The 18,912-nt window shown below is 50.5% G+C and carries 15 protein-coding genes; 8 read left to right on the top strand and 7 right to left on the bottom strand.

The genetic code is table 11. The annotated features are described in order from the left end of the window. Positions 1-29: 29 nt before the first annotated feature. The 8 genes from IQ22_RS05120 to IQ22_RS05085 all read left to right on the top strand — a co-directional run bounded on the left by IQ22_RS05120 (position 30) and on the right by IQ22_RS05085 (position 10,200). Complete coding sequence (locus tag IQ22_RS05120) at positions 30-1,448, top strand: undecaprenyl-phosphate glucose phosphotransferase (protein ID WP_145139103.1); 1,419 nt, start codon at positions 30-32, stop codon at positions 1,446-1,448. Between the two features lie 193 nt (positions 1,449-1,641). Next, a complete protein-coding gene (locus IQ22_RS05115) occupies positions 1,642-2,079 on the top strand; it encodes a low molecular weight protein-tyrosine-phosphatase (RefSeq protein WP_145139100.1) in 438 nt (145 codons plus the stop codon). A 17-nt stretch (positions 2,080-2,096) separates the two neighbouring features. Further along, positions 2,097-4,319 (top strand): polysaccharide biosynthesis tyrosine autokinase, encoded by a 2,223-nt coding sequence (locus IQ22_RS05110; RefSeq protein WP_145139098.1) that lies wholly within the window; start codon positions 2,097-2,099, stop codon positions 4,317-4,319. 182 nt (positions 4,320-4,501) lie between these two features. Further along, a complete protein-coding gene (locus IQ22_RS05105) occupies positions 4,502-5,377 on the top strand; it encodes a glycosyltransferase family 2 protein (RefSeq protein ID WP_145139095.1) in 876 nt (291 codons plus the stop codon). After that, a complete protein-coding gene (locus tag IQ22_RS05100; RefSeq protein ID WP_145139708.1) occupies positions 5,370-6,128 on the top strand; it encodes a WecB/TagA/CpsF family glycosyltransferase in 759 nt (252 codons plus the stop codon). The genes IQ22_RS05105 and IQ22_RS05100 overlap by 8 nt, the downstream gene beginning before the upstream one ends. Before the next feature lie 91 nt (positions 6,129-6,219). After that, entirely contained in the window at positions 6,220-7,485 is a 1,266-nt protein-coding gene (locus IQ22_RS05095) for a hypothetical protein (RefSeq protein ID WP_145139092.1), read from the top strand. An 83-nt stretch (positions 7,486-7,568) separates the two neighbouring features. Continuing rightward, on the top strand, positions 7,569-8,804 hold the full coding sequence (locus IQ22_RS05090) for a flippase (protein WP_145139090.1): 1,236 nt from the start codon (positions 7,569-7,571) through the stop codon (positions 8,802-8,804). Positions 8,805-9,090: 286 nt separating this feature from the next. Continuing rightward, a complete protein-coding gene (locus IQ22_RS05085; protein WP_145139087.1) occupies positions 9,091-10,200 on the top strand; it encodes a polysaccharide biosynthesis/export family protein in 1,110 nt (369 codons plus the stop codon). Between the two features lie 463 nt (positions 10,201-10,663). On the opposite strand, the gene IQ22_RS05080 is transcribed toward IQ22_RS05085, so the two are convergent. The 7 genes from IQ22_RS05080 to IQ22_RS05050 all read right to left on the bottom strand — a co-directional run bounded on the left by IQ22_RS05080 (position 10,664) and on the right by IQ22_RS05050 (position 18,901). Continuing rightward, entirely contained in the window at positions 10,664-11,716 is a 1,053-nt protein-coding gene (locus IQ22_RS05080) for an acyltransferase family protein (RefSeq protein ID WP_145139085.1), read from the bottom strand. Between the two features lie 458 nt (positions 11,717-12,174). Then, positions 12,175-12,471, bottom strand: a complete 297-nt coding sequence (locus tag IQ22_RS05075) for a YciI family protein (RefSeq protein ID WP_145139082.1) — start codon at positions 12,469-12,471, stop codon at positions 12,175-12,177. A gap of 107 nt (positions 12,472-12,578) precedes the next feature. Further along, positions 12,579-13,778 (bottom strand): formaldehyde dehydrogenase, glutathione-independent, encoded by a 1,200-nt coding sequence (fdhA, locus tag IQ22_RS05070; RefSeq protein ID WP_145139079.1) that lies wholly within the window; start codon positions 13,776-13,778, stop codon positions 12,579-12,581. A 181-nt stretch (positions 13,779-13,959) separates the two neighbouring features. Next, a complete protein-coding gene (gene purU / locus IQ22_RS05065) occupies positions 13,960-14,817 on the bottom strand; it encodes a formyltetrahydrofolate deformylase (protein ID WP_145139076.1) in 858 nt (285 codons plus the stop codon). A 121-nt stretch (positions 14,818-14,938) separates the two neighbouring features. Beyond that, a complete protein-coding gene (locus IQ22_RS05060) occupies positions 14,939-15,571 on the bottom strand; it encodes a sarcosine oxidase subunit gamma (RefSeq protein WP_145139073.1) in 633 nt (210 codons plus the stop codon). After that, complete coding sequence (locus tag IQ22_RS05055) at positions 15,564-18,581, bottom strand: sarcosine oxidase subunit alpha (protein ID WP_145139071.1); 3,018 nt, start codon at positions 18,579-18,581, stop codon at positions 15,564-15,566. Before IQ22_RS05055 ends, IQ22_RS05060 begins: the two co-directional genes overlap by 8 nt. Then, the gene (locus IQ22_RS05050) at positions 18,578-18,901 is read right to left on the bottom strand and encodes a sarcosine oxidase subunit delta (protein ID WP_145139068.1); all 324 of its coding nucleotides are present in this window, start codon (positions 18,899-18,901) and stop codon (positions 18,578-18,580) included. The genes IQ22_RS05055 and IQ22_RS05050 overlap by 4 nt, the downstream gene beginning before the upstream one ends. Positions 18,902-18,912 lie beyond the last annotated feature (11 nt).

The following is an 18,912-nucleotide window of genomic DNA, read 5'->3' as shown; positions in this document are numbered from 1 at the left end:
GCAACCTCAAAGTGCACAAGGATGGAACTATGAATTTTAAAGAACGTGGCATTTTACATTCGAATTCATCAGCGATCTCATTAGCGCATCGCCTGTTAGATTTAATAGTAATTGCTGCTACTGCATATATTGCCGGCAAAGTACTGTCAGGTATTCCAATGGCGCCTGAACATTGGATGATAGTATTTCTGGCTTTGCTTATATTTCATTTCCTTACTGAAATGAATCAGATGTATCTTTCTTGGCGTGGGGAAAGAATTTCCTATGAGCTAATGAAGATATCTACTTATTGGGTACTGACTTTTTCAACAGTGTTCATGGTGGATTACTTCTTCTTTGCTCAGTCGTTTATGAGCGGCACCACCATGAAAGGATGGCTTGCACTTTCTCTAAGTGGACTGTGTGGCTATCGTGCCCTACTACGCTCGATCATGCATTCTTTGCGTAAGGCCGGGTTCAACACGCGCCGTGTAGCCATTGTAGGTGCGGAAAAGATAGGTCAACGCCTTGCACATACTATCGACCGCGCGCCCTGGATGGGCCTCGAACTTCTAGGCTTCTATGTCGAGAAGCCTACCGATCGCACCACAATTGATCAGGGAGCTCGAGACTTTGCTATTCGCGGTGACTTTCAGCAGCTCATCGAAGATGCTCGCGCCGGCTATATCGATAAAGTCTATATCACGCTTAATATGTCCTACGAAGCCCAAATCAAATGGCTCGTCCAGGAACTGAGCGATACGACTACATCGGTCTACATTATCCCCGATGTATTCATGTTCCATCTTCTGCATGCTCGCAGTGAGAGTATTGACGGCCTTCCCAGCATCAGCATCTTTGATACGCCGATGGATGGTGCAAGCCTAATCGTCAAACGCATAGAAGATATCGTTTTAGCCTCGATCATTCTGGCAATGATCTCTATTCCAATGCTGATCATTGCCATCGGTATCAAGCTGACCTCTCCCGGCCCGGTCTTTTTCAAGCAAAAGCGCTATGGCATGGACGGCAAGCCTATCGAAGTATGGAAGTTTCGCAGCATGAAAGTCATGGAGAATGGCGAAAAGGTCACCCAGGCCACTAAAAATGACCAGCGCATTACTCCTTTTGGCTCGTTTCTTAGACGCACCTCACTCGATGAACTTCCTCAGTTCATAAATGTGCTACGTGGTGAGATGTCTATCGTCGGCCCTAGGCCCCATGCCGTGGCGCACAACGAGCAGTACCGAAAACTTGTGCAGGGCTACATGCTGCGCCACAAGGTTAAGCCTGGTATTACCGGCTGGGCACAAGTCAATGGCTGGCGTGGAGAGACAGACACGCTGGATAAGATGCAGAAACGTATCGAATTCGATCTGGACTACATTCACCACTGGTCTTTCTGGTGGGATGTCAAGATTATTTGCCTAACGCTTGTGAAAGGCTTCATCAATAAAAACGCTTACTGAGACGGCTACCGCATCCGGACTATTTCATACGGTCCGGATGCAGCATCAGCTGAACTTTCTAAGAGAAAGGTGTCAGAGCATCCCTAATGAGATTTCCCGGCAGGAGCTCGGATGCCAGCATCATATCCAAGCGAGTTCCAGATACATCATCAATGCCTAGGAAGCATCTGATTTCCCGTCAGGAAGAGTTTTCATGATCAAGTCAGTGCTGGTTGTGTGTGTAGGTAATATTTGCAGAAGCCCAGTGGCCGAAACGCTGCTAAGGGAAGGCTTGAAAGGCAAGAATATAGCAGTAAGTTCTGCCGGTATTGGCGCCTTAGTAGGACGGCCTATGGATAGTACGGCTCAAGAAGTATTAAAAGAAAACGGCATTGAAGTACAAGAGCACAAAGCTCGCCAAGTAAATGCCGAAATGCTAAGGAAAGCAGATCTTATCTTGACAATGGAAGAGTTTCATTCTCGTTCTGTTGAAAGTATGGCTCCAGAAGTTAAAGGGAGAGTTTTCCTGCTGGGTAAATGGATGAATAACCGAGAGGTTCCTGATCCCTATCGTCTCTCAAAAGAAATGTTTAAAGAAGTACATATACTTTTAGCAAAATGCGTAGATAGCTGGCTTCCATATATCAGATAAGGGGAAGAAGGAATTTCATGACCACGATGCCTCGTTTTACGACCGAAGTTAAAAATGATGCTGAGATCAGCTTTTCAGCCTTGTTTGGTATGCTGATCGACTATAAATGGCAGCTTCTTTCCATTATCGGAATTTTTACATTCCTGGGTATCGCTTATGCCATTCTGGCGACGCCCATGTACTCCTCGAATGCAATGCTGCAGATAGAGGAAAAGAAAGGCGTGACACGCCTGACGGAACCTTCCTCCGGCATGCCGCCACCCCTCCCCGAAGCTGTAACCGAGATTGAGCTGCTCAAATCGCGCTTGGTTATCGGCAATACTGTAAAGAATCTCCATCTTGATGTTGTCGTTAGCCCAAAATACTTCCCTATCTTTGGCGGCTATATCGCACGCAACTTCACCCCGGAAACCGAGGGAGAGATTGCTGCTCCTTTATTGGGTCTTAATAGCTTCGCTTGGGGCGGTGAGGATCTTGAAATTGCGGAACTGCGCGTTCCGGACAGTGAACTCGATAAACCCATGGTGCTTAAGGTCGAAGAGAACAACAGCTTCACTCTGTTCGACGAAGACAACCAAATCCTGCTGCATGGCACACTTGGCGAGCCTGTAGAACAAAATGGCTACTTCATTGAGGTGAGCAAGCTTCAGGCGCGCCCTGGAACAGAGTTCAATGTTGTAAAAAAACGTCTCTCCAAAACTATTCAGGAATACCAAGGCCGTATTAGCGCTGGCGAACGTGGCAAACAGTCCGGCATTTTATCGGTAGCCCTGCAGGATCCGGATCCGTTACGTGCTCAACGCATCGTCCAGGAAGTCATCGACCTATACGTAGCTCAGAACATCGACCGGAACGCGGCTGAGTCTACCCAGAGCCTGGAATTCCTGCGTAGTCAGATTCCTTCCGTCAAAAAGGAACTGGAAGACGCCCAAGCTGCACTGAACGAATACCAGACTAGCCGCCGCTCTGTTGATATCGACAGCGAGACAAAGGGCGTTCTGGATCAGATCGTAACCCTGGATGGCCAAATTTCCGAGCTTAACCTCAAGCGTGTCGAAATGAGTCGTAAGTTCACGAGCCAGCATCCGGCCTACCAGGCTTTGCTCGGCCAGATGAATCAGCTCGAAGCGGAAAAGAACAAGCTTGAAAAGCGTGTCGGTAATCTACCGTCTACCCAGCAAGAGCTGCTGCGTCTCAAGCGTGACGTAGACGTAACCAGCCAAACTTATACCCTGATGATGAACAAGGTACAGGAGCTGGATGTAATTCGCGCGGGTACAGTAGGTAGCGTTCGTATTATCGACAACGCGAACGCCAATGTTGATGACGCTGCTAGCCCCAACAAGCCCCTGATCGTTGTAGCGGCCTTGATTCTTGGCTGCCTGGTAGGTCTGGCCTTCGTTTATACCCGCCACAGCCTCAAGCGCGGCGTTGAAACACCTGAGGCCATTGAGCAGATGGGCCTGCCTGTCTATGCCTCTATTCCTTACAGCAAGAACCAATCCGATTCGGAAAAGCTGTTCGGTAACAAGGGTTCGCGCAAGATTGGCGAGTCGGCACTTCTTTCGATTGCCCACCCAACGGACCTAAGTACAGAAGCCCTGCGCAGCCTGCGTACCAGCTTGCACTTCGCGATGATTGAAGCGAAGAACAATGTTCTGATGATTTCAGGTCCCAGCCCAGATGTAGGTAAGTCCTTCGTATCTTCTAACTTGGCAGCTGTGATCGCTGAATCCGGCCAGCGCGTTTTGCTGATCGATGCTGATATGCGCAAGGGTTACCTACACAAGGTTTTCAACCTCAAGCAGAAGGATGGCTTGTCCGATCTGTTGAGCAACCGCATCGCTGTGAGTGATGCCATTAAGAAAACCGAAGTAGACATGCTGGATTTCATGTCTTGCGGCCAGTTCCCGCCAAATCCTTCTGAACTGTTGATGAGCCATCGCTTCACTACTGTTCTAAAGCAACTAGGTGACCTGTACGACATCGTCATCATCGATACACCGCCAATTCTGGCCGTTACCGAGGCAGCTATCATTGGCGCACACGTTGGTACCAGCCTGATCGTGGCACGCTTCGGCCTGAACAGCGTTAAGGAGTTGGAAGCCACCAAGCGTCGCTTCGACCTGAACGGCGTACCGCTGAAAGGTGTGATCCTCAACGCTGTTGAGCGTCGAGCCTCTAACTATTCGTCCTATGGTAATTACCAATATTCATACGAGCGGCCAACCAAGAGCTAAGGCATGGCGTTACCCGGTTTGCAGTGGTTTTAAGCACCGTGCAAAGCATAAGAAAACGTCAATCGGACGCTAGAGCATAACTTCATTATCCCGGCAGGTTTACGAGAAGTGCCTGCCGGGATTAATGACGCCTACTGACTCTATATGACTAGATTGATTTTCTGGGCTAAAAGGATATGACTATGAATGTTGCAATGGTGCTGAATTATAAGGCTCCGAAAGAAAGCATTTCATGCGCTGAGAGCGTACTTGAATACTGCAAGAGCATTGACCATATCGTACTGATCGATAACGATTCTCAAGACGGCTCTTATGATGTGATGAAAGCCTGGAAGGAAAGCCGGAGCTTAGACAATGTTTCCGTACTGGCCAGCCCGCACAATAATGGCTATGCAGGCGGTAACAACTTCGGCATGAAATGGGCACGTGAGAATCTAGACGTGACTCACTTCTGGATTCTAAATAATGATGCCTACGTTAAGAACGATGCGTTCAAACCCCTTCTGGCAAAGATCACCGAAAACAAACGCACCATAGCCGGCTCTGTGATTTTTAGCTCTCAGACTGGGAAAGTAGAATGTTACGGTGGAGGTATTCTCTACCCGCTCTTGGGCAAGTCGAAGCTTCTGGGCAAAGATCTTTCAGCGGAGGAACTTCAAAACTTCTCTCAAGAGCCCGATTACATCATGGGATGCAGCCTGGCATTCAATGTTTCGGTCATCGACGAAATCGGTTACATGGATGAGTCTTATTTCATGTATTCAGAGGAAGTGGACTGGGAGCACCAAGCCAAACAGCGTGGTATTGCTTTACACGTGGCGCGCGATAGTCATCTTTATCACTACGGCTCCATGAGCTCTGGCGGCCGCTCCGCGTTCTATCATTACTTCCGTAACCGCGCAGCGACCCGCTTTAATAAGAAATTTTACGGCGCACCTTATGCGTTGACGTCCGCTATTCTGCTATCCGGCATTACCCTGCTTCAAGAATACAAGAGCCCCAAGTTGGCTTGGTCAGGCATTAAAGGTGCTTTTAAAGGGGCGACAATGCATGTCTAGCGCAGTAAACCAAGCATTCGGGATTGATTTTTATCTCGGTAGCAAAGATGAATTGTTGACGCATATTTCTGGAAGCTTGAAAAAGCCTTACTCGTATATCGTCACGCCCAATATTGATCATGTGGTGCAGTTCCAGGAAAACGAAAAGCTGCAGAAGGCCTATCGGCTAGCAGACAAACGTATATGCGATAGTCGCATTCTGGCGCCACTTCTGAAATCTCTGGGCATTGAAGTCAAGGAAGTTATTACTGGTAGTGATTTAACGGTCAGTCTGCTCAAGAAGGCTAACCAAGAAAAACTGTCAATTACGCTGATTGGAGCGGCCGAGCAGGATGTTGACAAGCTAAAGGCGCTTTATCCCTATATCCATCTTTATCATTACAATCCACCGATGGGTTTCATCGAGAAACCGGAAGAAGTCCAGAAGTGCCTCGACTTCATCTATGCGAATCCATCTGATCTGATTTTCTATGCTGTCGGCGCGCCGCGTCAGGAAATTCTAGCCAGCATGATCGATAGCTCCCGCAGAACCGGGGTAGGTTTGTGTATCGGAGCCTCAATCCTTTTTGCAGTAGGCAGCCTTAAGCGAGCCCCTCTATGGATGCAGAAGGCCAAGATCGAATGGCTGCACCGTATGTGTTCTGAGCCCCAACGATTGATCCGCCGCTATGTTCATGATGCCGTCCATATTCTTCCCATCTATGTAAAAGAGCGCTCGGGAAGAAGACGTAGCAGCCAAGAAGTGAATTGATTACTGATATACCTGCGTGATTGGCCAGCCTCGATACAGGGATGGTAGCCGTACCGAATAGGACATCGAGTGAAGCAGGATGGGAAGCGATATGAGCCTAGTAAGCAAAAGCAGTGCATGTTGCATCGTTTTATTTTTTGTCTTCATTTTGCATTTCGGCATTTTTGAAGAGACGCCACACAACCCTATTGGCATTTTATATGTCAATGAACTGTATCTAGTCATTTGCCTGGCTTTCACGCTTTTTTACTTGCTGGCTTCCGTAGGCATGGAAAAAAGGGATTTCAATATCCTGTTTAGCTACGGTCTTTATTCTTCAGTAGTTTTCATTCTGCTGCCAGCCATTTTCTCGAACCTATACTACGGGCAACCGCTCATCTATGGGATTATCGAGGAACGACGTGTTCTTTTCTGCTTTAGTTTTGCCGTGTTGCTATTCTTAGCCAAGAACATGAAGGTAGCTCACTTCGAGCACACTTTCTTTGCCGTCGTATTGCTATCGTGTGTGCTGGCCTGGATGTTCAAATTCGGCGCTTTGCCGGACTTACGAGATAAGGTAGCGTCCTTTGACCGCCCCGACCGCTCCTCTATTGGCTCGCTTGCTCAGATATTAGGCTATTTCTACGCCATTCAGATCTGGAACAAGGGTAGTTCACCCATTGATGGGTCCGAGAAGTCGAAGACGCCTTACTTAATTTTGGCCTGTTTTATCCTGCTAACCCTAGTTTTTGCTACTCAGACAAGACAGCTGATTTTTCTCTCCTTGTGCTTCACGCTGCTCTGCTTGAAGAGTAAATCAGTAATTTGGGTCGCCCTATCCTGTATTCTATTGTCCCCGTTTTACCTTTTCCCTGAGCTGATTACAGCGCTGGGTCTGAATGTGGACTTCTATACACAATCATTGGAAGACGGACCTACCGACGGTGTGCGTGAGCAAACTATCAGTTATATCTTCATGCACCTGCACAGTAATAATTGGCTACCAAGCGGTTCACTTTCCTTAATGTGGAATAACGGCTTCATTCCTCACTTTGGTGAGTACTTCTTCTTATCCGACGTTGGGATATTTGGAACCCTGTTCCGATTTGGCTTCCTAGCCTTTTTTATTGTGCCCCTAAGCCTGTTTTGCTATTACCGTTTTGCCAAACGGCTCTGCTTGAACACCAACTTCACGCTGATATGTATGCTGGCGTTTATGGTGATTTGGCCTCTGCAAGGGATTTTCGAGTATATGCAGGCAACTATCGCTTTTCTGCTAGTGATCCAGGCTCTCAAGGGTAAGCACCTGAACTCAAGCAGTCCGGTGTCTGAGCCTTATCTCGGAGCGCATGCTCTAGGGCAGCCTAGCTTTAGATAAGCTCGACTACTGCACATGCTCCCTCGTGTCATACGGCCCATCGACATCTATAGCGGTGGGCCCTTCGCTATAGAAGCTCCTTAATGACCATGCTCAAGAACAGCACCTGGAATATTCTGGGTGTAGTGATTCCCAGTCTTATTGCCCTGCCTACCATGGGCATACTCTCTCGCACACTAGGCATAGAACAATTCGGCCTCTTTACCTTGGCATTTGCGATCGTAGGGTACGCAACCATCTTTGATGCAGGACTCACCCGCGCTGTTATTCGGGCTGTGGCAATGCATCATGGCAATGTAGAAAAAAATAAATTAGTTATTGCTACGGCTACGTATGCTGTTATCGGATTGAGCATTCTAGCAGTACTCTTATTGTGGTTTGGTGCAGGTAAGTTAGTTCACTTGCTAAATGTTTCATCAGAAAACGTTGATACGGCTGTATCTGGTTTTCAGTGGCTTAGCCTTTCTATTCCGTCCTTCCTACTCACAATGATCTGGTTTTCCTACCTAGAAGGAAACGAGCGGTTCGCAGAGTTCAATCTGCTACGTACCATTACTAATTCCATTTTGGCCATCTGTCCGCTGTTTGCTGTATTGATTGACCCGTCTTTTGTTGCCACAGCAATTGGCTTGGTAGTTGCCCGCATTATTTCGATGGCTGTAGCGTTCATTCCCTGCTGGAGAGAATTTCCACCTGGCCTCTATCGGTTCGACAAAGCCGTCTTCAAGGATCTTTTCGCCTTTGGCAGCTGGATGACTATTAGCAATATCATCAGCCCAATCATGGTCTATTTCGACCGGTTTATCTTGTCCAATATGATTGGAGCTCAAAAAGTATCTTTTTATACCGCGCCCTCAGAGGCTATTTCGCGAATGCTCATTATCCCAAATGCGGTTGCTCGGGTTGTCTTCCCGCTCCTTAGCAAACGCTCAGCAGACGCGGTTGCTCAAACAAATCGAGCTTTTTGGGCCCTGTTAGCAGTCTGCATTGCCATGGTTCTTCCTCTCTTCATTCTGGCCCCCCTCGTCATGACTACATGGATGGGACCTGAATACGGCGAAGAAGGTGCTCAGGTTTTGCGTATTCTATTGGTTGGTTTCATTTTCAATGCGCTTGCCCAGATTCCATTCGCCAAGATCCAGGCGAAAGGCCATTCAAAAGTCACGGCTATGGTTCATATGGCAGAACTGCTGCCTTATATTGGTCTGCTCGTTGTATGTATCAACCTTTTTTCATTACAAGGCGCTGCCTTGGCATGGTCTATTCGGGTAGCCGTTGACTTTATAGCTTTGGAAGTTTTGTCACGAAAAATAAAGTAACTGAACATTGACTTTATTTTAATGTTTTTACGCCTAGCTTCCGACTTGGAAAGTAAGGGCTAAGAATAAGTACCAACTGAACTAATTTTTTCAGTTCCTGTCACAGACTCCGCTGATATACGTGGTCTGGTCTGACAGAGCGGATACTCCGAATTATCCAGCGCCAGGCGAAAGTAGGCCCGCCTAAGACAATAATGCTGCTTATATTGCAGTACGTTCTGACGCTAAATAAATCGATCGATATAAAGTTTTTTAGAACTTTTTCACAGCGATCAAGGAAGAAAAAATGAAACGCACCTTTACCCTCGCACTTCTATCCAGCCTCTTGTTACAGGGCTGCGTATGGGCACCAGGCCAGTATCTCCACAGAGATGAGCTGAAAAATAGCGGCACAGTTGAAGGCGCTAAAGTTGAGCTGATACCAATCACCAGCTCTTACCTGCTAAGTCACGATGCCAGTAAGCCGCAAGCCTCTACAAACCTGGACGAGCTACTGAAATATCGGCCTGAAGCCTATCGCGTGGGTAAGGCGGACCTCCTCTATATCACAGTATGGGATCATCCTGAGCTGACCGCTCCTTCGGGCGCGCAGCAGCAGATCGATGCCAATGGCCGCTTAGTACGCCCTGACGGTACGATTTTCTATCCTTACGTGGGTACAGTGAACGCCGCAGGTAGAACGCTAGAAGAAATTCGTAAGACCATTTCTACGCGACTGGCAACCTTCATCGATAATCCACAAGTCGATGTTAGCGTATTGCGCTTCGGCAGCCAGAAAGTAACGCTATCTGGCGCCTTCACCAAAGGTGACTCTATTCCCCTGACTACTGTACCAATTACATTGCCTGAGGCATTGGGCCAAGCAGGAGTTGATACAGACAGCGCCGATCTAAGCGGTCTGACGCTAGTACGTGACGGTAAGGAATATCAGATCGACACGGATACCCTGAACCGTAAAAACTCCAAACTGTACGGTATCTATCTAAAAGACGGCGATAGCATCCACCTGCCCTATAACGATAACCGCAAAGTATTTGTTCTAGGCGAAGTTAATAATCCTCTGGCGACCAGCTTCAAGACGACCAGTCTGAGTCTTATGGACGCCCTGGGCCAAGCGGGCGGCCTGAGCCAGGAAACAGCTGACGCTGATGAAGTATATGTAATCCGCGGTGCGGCTGACTTCCAGGCACCCGGTGCGAAAGCGCAAGTCTTCCATTTGAGCGCATCGTCACCAGCGGCTTTCGTTCTAGCACAGCACTTTGCTTTGCAGCCCCAGGATGTCGTATATGTTGGACCTGCAGGTATCACACGCTGGAATCGTTTTATCAGCCAGTTGCTAGGCTCTTCAAACGTTATCAGCTCTGCAGCTAATGCAAATTCGGGCTTTAGCAACTAAGCCGAAACGAAATCTAAAAATGCCCTTCGCCTGAAGGGCATTTTTTTTTGCGTATACTGTTGAGCCCTTTTATATACCAAAATTAATAGAGTATTAGGTACACATCTTCAGGCTAGACGACATAAATCTGCATTGTTCATACACAAATTCAAGCAGCCAGCTTGATGAGACGTCTAGCCATCACTCTGTTAATCTCGTTGTACCTCGCCCCTCCTTTACAACACATAATGCTGCTGCCTGGCTAATCTTAGCCAACGTACCCATCGAAGCGGTACAACCAAGCGTGCATTTACTCTGCAAACACATAGGCGAACCTACGACCATTGCCTTAATGGTTATGCAAGCTTTACAGCCATAATAAAAACCATACAGATGGCAATAGTTACAGAGTTAATAAATATCAATAAAAAAGCCGACCTGTATAAACAAATCGGCTTTTTGAATATCGCTTTTTGAAGACTTCTTAACCTAGCGATACCTTTTCTTGTAGTTTGATCTCATGCTTTCTTTTTGCAGGCGTACCGAAGAAAGCTAAATTCAGTATATTAATCCGCTCCACTGCCTTCTTGAGCATGACAGGTAATAACAAGCCAAGCACCATACTGACAGTAAACATAATCCATGGATCGTGAATGGATAGTTTATTTAACACAATCCGACTACCTGCAGTACCGAATACATGGAACAGGTAAATTTCAAAAGAGAAATAACCCAACCATGCCAGCGGCTTGAAATAAATTCGCTTGGTAATGATCATGTAAATCGCGGTAAGGCCTAGCGCTGTACCAATCAAACTCATTTCAGAGTCGGAAAAGTCTATCTGGTCAAAGAGGTATGCTTGGTCGATGACAACTAAAACGAGCAGACACAACGCGATGGTAACCTGTTTTTTTATCGTGACGAGCTGATCGGAATACCGATATAGACCAAGCCCTAACAGGAAGAAGGGGAAGAGTTGGACGGCTTTATAAAAGCAGAAGAATTCGGGGAAGCTTTCATAATTAAGTGAAGCCACGATCCCTATGGCCATAATGACTAGGTAATTTCTGATTGAAGACAGCAGACCAATCTTCTCTATGACCGCAACGACCAAGAAAATACAAAAGATAGACTGCAGAAACCAGAAATGAGCATAGCTAAAAAAGTAAATGCTAAAAATATCGCTCCATTGCGGCTTTGTATTGGTATTGGGAACCAGCGATTGCATGACGAAGAACAAAGTTGAAACGACGATCATTGGAATCAGGATTCGTTTGAACTTTCCCTGGTAGAAGCGCATCAGAATACTGCTTTCTGTAACAGGCCTCAGGGCATAGACATAACCTGAGATAGCGGTAAACAACGGCATTCGGATGTAAACGAGAGAATCGTAGAGGTATCTAAGGAAGGAGTCATCCGATACTTTCATGCCTTGGTCGCCGGAGCTTCCGATTACATGGCCTGCCACCATTAAAAATAGTGCCAACCCTCTGATCGTTTCGATCCTAAGATCCTTTTCGGGTTTGGTATTCCGCATGGGGCTCTTCCTCATATATCTATAGCTGATATCAGTCAAACATCAGCATTAATTAGCCTAGTACTCTGAAAACAGGCCATGTTAAATGTAATTATCTATCTTGCAAAAAGAGACAATACACTCTTTGCATAAACATTTTTATTATTTCAAATCACTCCATTTAAACCCATGCGAATAAGTCTAAGTATCATCGCAGGATTTGAAAGATCAATACCTGTGATATTGATCGCACCTTAAGCTAAGATGAAAGTGTTACAAAATGGCAACCGCAGGCTATCATTTTGATATCGTTTGTTCATCCTAAGCAGCATAGGGACAAACAATACTTGGAAATGTTCTAACCAAAATGAATAAATATGACCCGCTCCGCTTAATACTACGCAAACGAAGCGGGGAAACGCGCTAAAGCCTAGGGGAAGTGCTCAGCGAAACGGAAAACAAGCTCTTGAAGCTACTTTTCAGACAAATGCTTTGCCATCAAGAACGGCCTTTCTCCAACGTGTGATCATAACCTTTTCAGGCAAGCCTACCTGGCTAAAAGGATCCTGTGCCAGAAAGGCTTCCGCCTCATCACGTGTTTCGACGTCTACTATGTAGACGCTACCGCTGGCATTGGCACCTGCGTCATCCAATTTGGCACCGCAGGCCAAGAGTTTACTGGCATTTTCACGCAAGAAGTCCAAGTGAGCGGGCCGATTGTTCTGGCGCAGTTGTTCAGAGCCCTGTTTATCCCAGGTTTCGATCAAATAAGGCATTGGCAGTTTCCTTGGTTGATAGCTGCATGCTCTAGCATACCCCTGTATGGCCTAGTGAGGCATAGCGACCCCGAAGCGGGAAACAGATGCGCAACGGGGCGGGCTCGTTAGGCGGCGCTAAACAATGCGTGAGGGTCGATTACGAATTTTTTCGGTACCCCGGCATCGAATTCGCTATAGCCTTTGGGAGCGCTATCAAGGTTGATGACTTCAACCCCAACGATATCGGCGATTTTGATACGGTCCCACATGATAGCCTGCATCAGCTGCCGGTTATATTTCATCACAGGGGTTTGCCCGGTGTGGAAGCTATGGGACTTAGCCCAACCAAGACCAAAGCGAATGCTCAGGCTACCCTGCTTTGCCGCTTGGTCTACAGCACCGGGATCCTCCGTCACATAAAGTCCTGGAATCCCGATCTTGCCAGCAACACGTGTAACGCCCATTAACGAATTCAGTACGGTCGCAGGGGCCTCGTGTTGAGAACCTGAATGACCATGCCCTCGTGCCTCGAAGCCGACCGCATCTACAGCGCAATCTACTTCCGGCTCGCCTAACAGTGCAGCGATCTGCTCATGCAGCGGGGTGTCCTGGGATAGGTCAGCGATTTCGAAACCTTGCGCCTTGGCGTGAGCCAGACGTATCGGGTTAACGTCACCCACGATGACGACCGCAGCACCTAACAGCCGCGCCGAAGCCGCTGCGGCAAGACCAACCGGGCCTGCGCCAGCAATATAGACGGTACTGCCAGGCCCAACGCCTGCTGTGACAGCACCGTGATAGCCAGTGGGCAGAATGTCTGAAAGGCAGGTCAGGTCGCGGATTTTTTCCATCGCCCGGTCACGGTCAGGCAGTTTGAGCAGGTTGAAATCAGCATAGGGCACCATAACGTACTCCGCCTGGCCACCAACCCAGCCGCCCATATCGACATAGCCATAGGCACCGCCCGCACGGGAAGGATTAACTGATAGACAGACGCCGGTATGCTGCTCTTTACAGGTACGGCAGCGACCACAAGCTACGTTGAAGGGAACGGAAACCAGATCGCCTACCTTGAGGTTTTCCACACCCTTGCCCGCTTCGATCACCTCTCCGGTAATTTCGTGCCCCAGCACCAAACCTTCAGGCGCGGTGGTACGGCCGCGTACCATATGCTGGTCAGAGCCGCAGATATTGGTAGAAACAACCCGAAGGATCACACCATGGTCGATCTGGCGTCCTTGAGGAGTTTCCATCCTAGGGAAGGGAATATTTTGTACTTCAACTTTTCCAGCGCCCAGGTAGACGACGCCTCGATTGCCTGACATACACGTTTCCTCTTGTTGTAATAAGCCCTTGATGGGCGGTGATATATGGAAAGCGGTGTAGCGAGTTTGTGGAGAGGGGTATCGCTGCGCTCGTTCCCTCCTACAATGGCTAGACTGAGCGTAGAAAGCCTGTGCTGAACGTCAACGAAGCCGTGCGATAAGCGCACGGAAAGATACCGGACTACAATACTACCGTCCGGTTGGCATTCAGAAAGACGCGGCGCTCCAGGTGATAACCCACAGCCTTGGCCAAAGTTAGACATTCGATGTCACGGCCCTTGGCAACGAGGTCCTCCGGATAATAGGCATGATCCACGCTTTCTACGCCTTGGGCGATGATTGGCCCTTCGTCAAGGTCGTTGTTGACGTAATGCGCCGTGGCACCAACCAGTTTTACTCCCTTCTGGTACGCCTGGTGGTAGGGTTTGGCGCCTTTGAAACCGGGCAGTAAGGAATGGTGAATGTTGATTGCCCAACCATCGAGCCGGCGGCAGAGTTCGGGTGAAAGAACCTGCATGTAGCGAGCCAGCACAACCAGCTCCGCCTGGGTATCCTGCAAGACCTGCCAGACATGGGCTTCCTGGGCGGGCTTGTTATGCGGGTCCAGTGGGAAATGATGGTACGGGATGCCATGCCAACGGGCCAGAGGTTCAAGATCTGGATGGTTGGATATCACAGCGACTACGTCCATAGGCAACTGCCCGATACGCTGACGGTAGAGCAGATCGTTCAGGCAGTGGTCTGCCTTGGACACCATGATCGCGACTTTAGGCCGATAGCCCGGTGCGGTCAGCTCCATCTGCATGTCGAATGGCGCAAGGGCATCGGCAAGACCGGCCCGAAAGGCAGCTTCGTCAAAGACAGCCGGTGCCTTGAACTCCACGCGAATAAAGAAGCGCGCCGCTAGTCGGTCATCAAAAGAGTGGTGCTCAGTGACGTAGCACTGCTGCTCGAATAGAAAGCGGGTAACCACGTCCACAGTTCCCAGACGGCTGGGGCTCTGGGCAGTAAGAATCCAGGTGTCGGGGGTGCGGCTCATGTGTGGCTCCCGGTGTGGATTAGATGTCGTCGTGGTAGCTATTGCGCTTGGCCTACCAGACAAACCATAAACATGCCTATCGTAGGATGGGTATCGCTATGCTCAACCCACCCCTTTTGCCTCAGGCGGCGATGGCCAGACCGTACTCGGCGCTAGCGTCCTGCAACCAAAGCCAGATGTAATCGGCAAAGCTGCGGCGGACGACTAGCTCCCAGGTGTCCTCACCGGTGTGACGAATGATTAGCTGGGATTTGGCGAATACCGTTCCAACGGCCTTGCCCACCGGGAAATTGCTGGGATGGACATCATAGGATGTCGATTTCATCAGCACGTTACGCACGTTTGGCCCTGTCAGTTCATACAGAGTCTGACCGCCGCTGACGTTAACGATAGAGATATGCCGATCGCCAATCGCCTCCCGCAAGTTCAGCTCAGTGGCATATTCCTCGCCTTGCGGAACAACCAGAAGCCACTCGTCCGGCCCCAACCATTGCAATGAAGTCTCGCCTTTGGCAGTCAGACCCAAGGCAACGGGCAGTTCCAGGCCAAGCACGGATTCAACCGCACGGGTAAAGCCTCTATCGCTGGCATCGCCACGTAGAATCAGATGACCCCGTAGCTTCTTCTCACGCAGAGTGACACCTGCACCACTTACGCTTCGCCCAGCCAGCTTTTCGAGCTCGGCATGAAACAAAGGAGATTCAGCGCGAGCAGTACCGGCGGGACGCTGTGAATAAACGTTCACGTTAGACATGCTGACGCTCCCCTTTCGGATCGTAGAATACGGAAGAAACGATTTCGGCCTCGACGAAGGTGCCATCCCTGAGTGCGGCGTAGACCTTCTGCCCCATCTTGCCCAGGCCGCCCTTCACAACGGCCAGGGCAAAACCGAAGCCCATTGAGGCGCTGTAGTAGCTAGATGTCACATGACCAACCATGGTCATCGGAATCGGCTGCTGGGTGTTGAAAACCAGCTGCGCCCCTTCAGGCAGAACGGCTTTAGGATTGACCGGTTTGAGGCCAACCAGCTGTTTGCGGTCTGCTTTGAGGCAGTCCTGCCGATTCATGCCACGCTTACCGATAAAGGAGAACGGTTTGCTCATGCTGACCGCCCAGTTCATGCCCAAGTCCTGTGGCGTGACGGAGCCGTCGGTGTCCTGACCTACGATAATGAAGCCTTTTTCGGCCCGCAGGACGTGCATGGTTTCCGTACCATAAGGTGTCAGACCGTACTTCTTACCAGCCTCCATCAGTTGTTCCCATACGCCCATGGCGTAGTCAGCCTGGACGTTGATTTCATAGGACAGCTCGCCGGTAAAGGAGATACGGAACACCCGGGCCGGTACGCCGCCCACAGTCCCCTCTTTCCAGCTCATGAAGGGAAACGCGTCTTTATCCAGATTGATATCGGTCAGCTCGGCAAGCAGATTACGGCTTTCCGGGCCAGACAGCGTCATGGTTGCCCAGTGATCGGTAACCGACGTGAAATAGACTTTCAGCTCTGGCCATTCGGTTTGATGATAGAGTTCCAGCCACTCGAGAATGCGCGCGGCACCGCCGGTGGTGGTGGTCATCAGGAAGTGATTATCAGCAAGACAGGCCGTGACGCCATCGTCCATGACCATGCCGTCTTCCTTGCACATCAGGCCGTAGCGGGCCTTACCTACTTCCAGCTTGGTCCAGGCGTTGGTGTAGACACGGTTGAGGAACTCACGGGCATCCGGTCCCTGGATATCGATCTTGCCAAGGGTCGACGCATCAAGGATGCCAACTTTCTCGCGCACTGCCTTGCACTCACGGGCCACGGCGGCATGCAGATCTTCACCTGCCTTAGGGAAGTACCATGGGCGCTTCCACTGGCCAACGTCTTCAAACAGGGCGCCACTCTTGACATGCCAACCGTGAAGAGCAGTAAAGCGCACAGGTTCCATAAGATGGCCGCAATGTCGGCCAGCTACAGCGCCAAAAGTGACCGGCGTGTAGTTCGGGCGGAACATGGTGGTACCGACTTCAGGAATCGCCTTATTCTGCACGCGTGCAGCGATGGCGAGGCCGTTGATATTACCTAGCTTGCCTTGATCCGTACCAAACCCCAAGGCAGTGTAGCGCTTGACGTGCTCAATGGACTCGAAGCCTTCTCGGCAGGCCAGTTCAATACCGGCAGCGGTTACGTCGTTCTGCAAGTCTACAAACTGTTTAGGTGCGCGAGCCGTAGATTTCTCATGCGGCACCTGGAAGAAGGCGAGCGAAGGCTCCTCGAAACGCTGGTCAACGCGAGGCACTTCACCCGACACCGCTTTCAAACCCGCTTCGGCGGCAGCTTTTGCACCTGCCTCGAAACCATCGGCCAGCACGTCACCCAAGGCAAACACACCGTTTACCGCACCGGCGCAGACGCGCTTCTGCGGGGCAGGGCCAGGTACAAACGCCTGAATGTCTTCACGCCACAAGGGACGGCCGCCCAGGTGAGATGCCAAATGTACGACAGGGCTATAGCCACCGGACGTGGCGATCACGTCGCAGCTCAGCCACTCACCAGGGCTAGTCGTGCGGAAACCCTTGATATCAATGGCGGCGACACGTGCGCCCGTTACTCGCGTTGAACCCCGGGCCTCCGTAACGGCCGCGCTGGTCAGGACACGAATCCCCTTTGCCCGAGCTTCTTCGACCCAAGCACCGCGGGGGTTTTGACGCGCATCGGCAATAGCGACAACAGTGCGACCTGCCTCCAGCCAATCCAACGCTACGCGGTAGGCATAATCATTATTGGTGGACAGCACCAGTTTCTGCCCCGGCGCGACACCATAGCGGCGCACGTAGGTCGAGACGGCACCGGCCACTAGGTTGCCGGGAATATCGTTGTTGGCGTAGACCAGTGGACGCTCATGAGCGCCCGTCGCCAAGACGACACGCGTGGCGCGAACGCGGTGCACGCGATGACGCACCTGTCCCATCGGGGCCTTTTCGCCTATATGGTCGGTAAGGCGCTGATGAATCGTTAGGAAGTTGTGGTCGTGATAACCGTTGACAGTGGCACGCGACAACAACGTAACGTCAGGCGTGGCTTCCAGCTCCGCAACAGCCTTGACGACCCACTCGGCGGCCGGCTGGCCATCCAAAAGCTCGCGTGTATCGAGCAGACTGCCGCCAAACTCCTCTTGCTCATCGGCCAGAATGACACGAGCACCGCTGCGAGCGGCGGCCAGGGCAGCAGCGAGACCGGCCGGCCCGGCACCAACCACCAACACGTCGCAGTGCTGATTCATGTGGTCGTAGCTGTCTGGGTCGATTTCCGTTGGTACACGCCCAAGCCCTGCTGCCTTGCGGATGTACTTTTCGTACGTCAGCCACAGGTTTTGCGGGTACATGAAGGTCTTGTAGTAGAAACCGGGCGGCATCATCTTGCCGCCAACCTTGCCAAGAATGCCCATCAGATCATTGTTTACGCTCGGCCAGCCGTTGGTGCTGGCAGCTACAAGACCTGCATAGAGCGGCTGTTGGGTCGCACGCACGTTGGGAATCTGGGTGGCTTCGGTGGAGCCGATCTGCATAATCGCGTTAGGCTCTTCCGACCCGGCGGCCACGATGCCGCGAGGCCGGGAATACTTGAAGCTGCGCCCGATCACGTCGACGCCATTGGCCAGAAGGGCCGATGCTAGCGTATCGCCTGCAAAGCCTTGGTAATTCTGGCCGTTGAAGGTAAAGGTCAAGGGTTGGCTGCGGTCGATACGGCCGCCCCGGGTAAGACGATTGACCTGACTCATACCGTTTCTCCTTCGATGGCCTTGGCCACCACGACCGGCTTACCCGTCACCTGCGGCTGCTCGCCGATTTTGTATGTCTCGAGAATTTCGTAGGTTTCCGTATTGCGGGTCACATTGAAATAGCGGCGGCAACCCGTGGCGTGTACCCACAGCTCATGGTGAATACCCCGCGGGTTATCGCGGAAGAACATGTAGTCACCCCACTCAACATCGGTGCAGCTATCCGGGTCCAGCGGACGCGGAATGTGCGCCTGACCAGCGGCGTGAAATTCCTCTTCGGAGCGCAGTTCCCCACAGTGAGGGCAATGAATATGCAACATGATTAGGGCTC

Source organism: Pseudomonas duriflava, assembly GCF_007830155.1.
Classification (GTDB): domain Bacteria; phylum Pseudomonadota; class Gammaproteobacteria; order Pseudomonadales; family Pseudomonadaceae; genus Chryseomonas; species Chryseomonas duriflava.
Note: the sequence above shows the minus strand (reverse complement) of the source record. Positions and strands in the feature narration are given on the sequence as shown.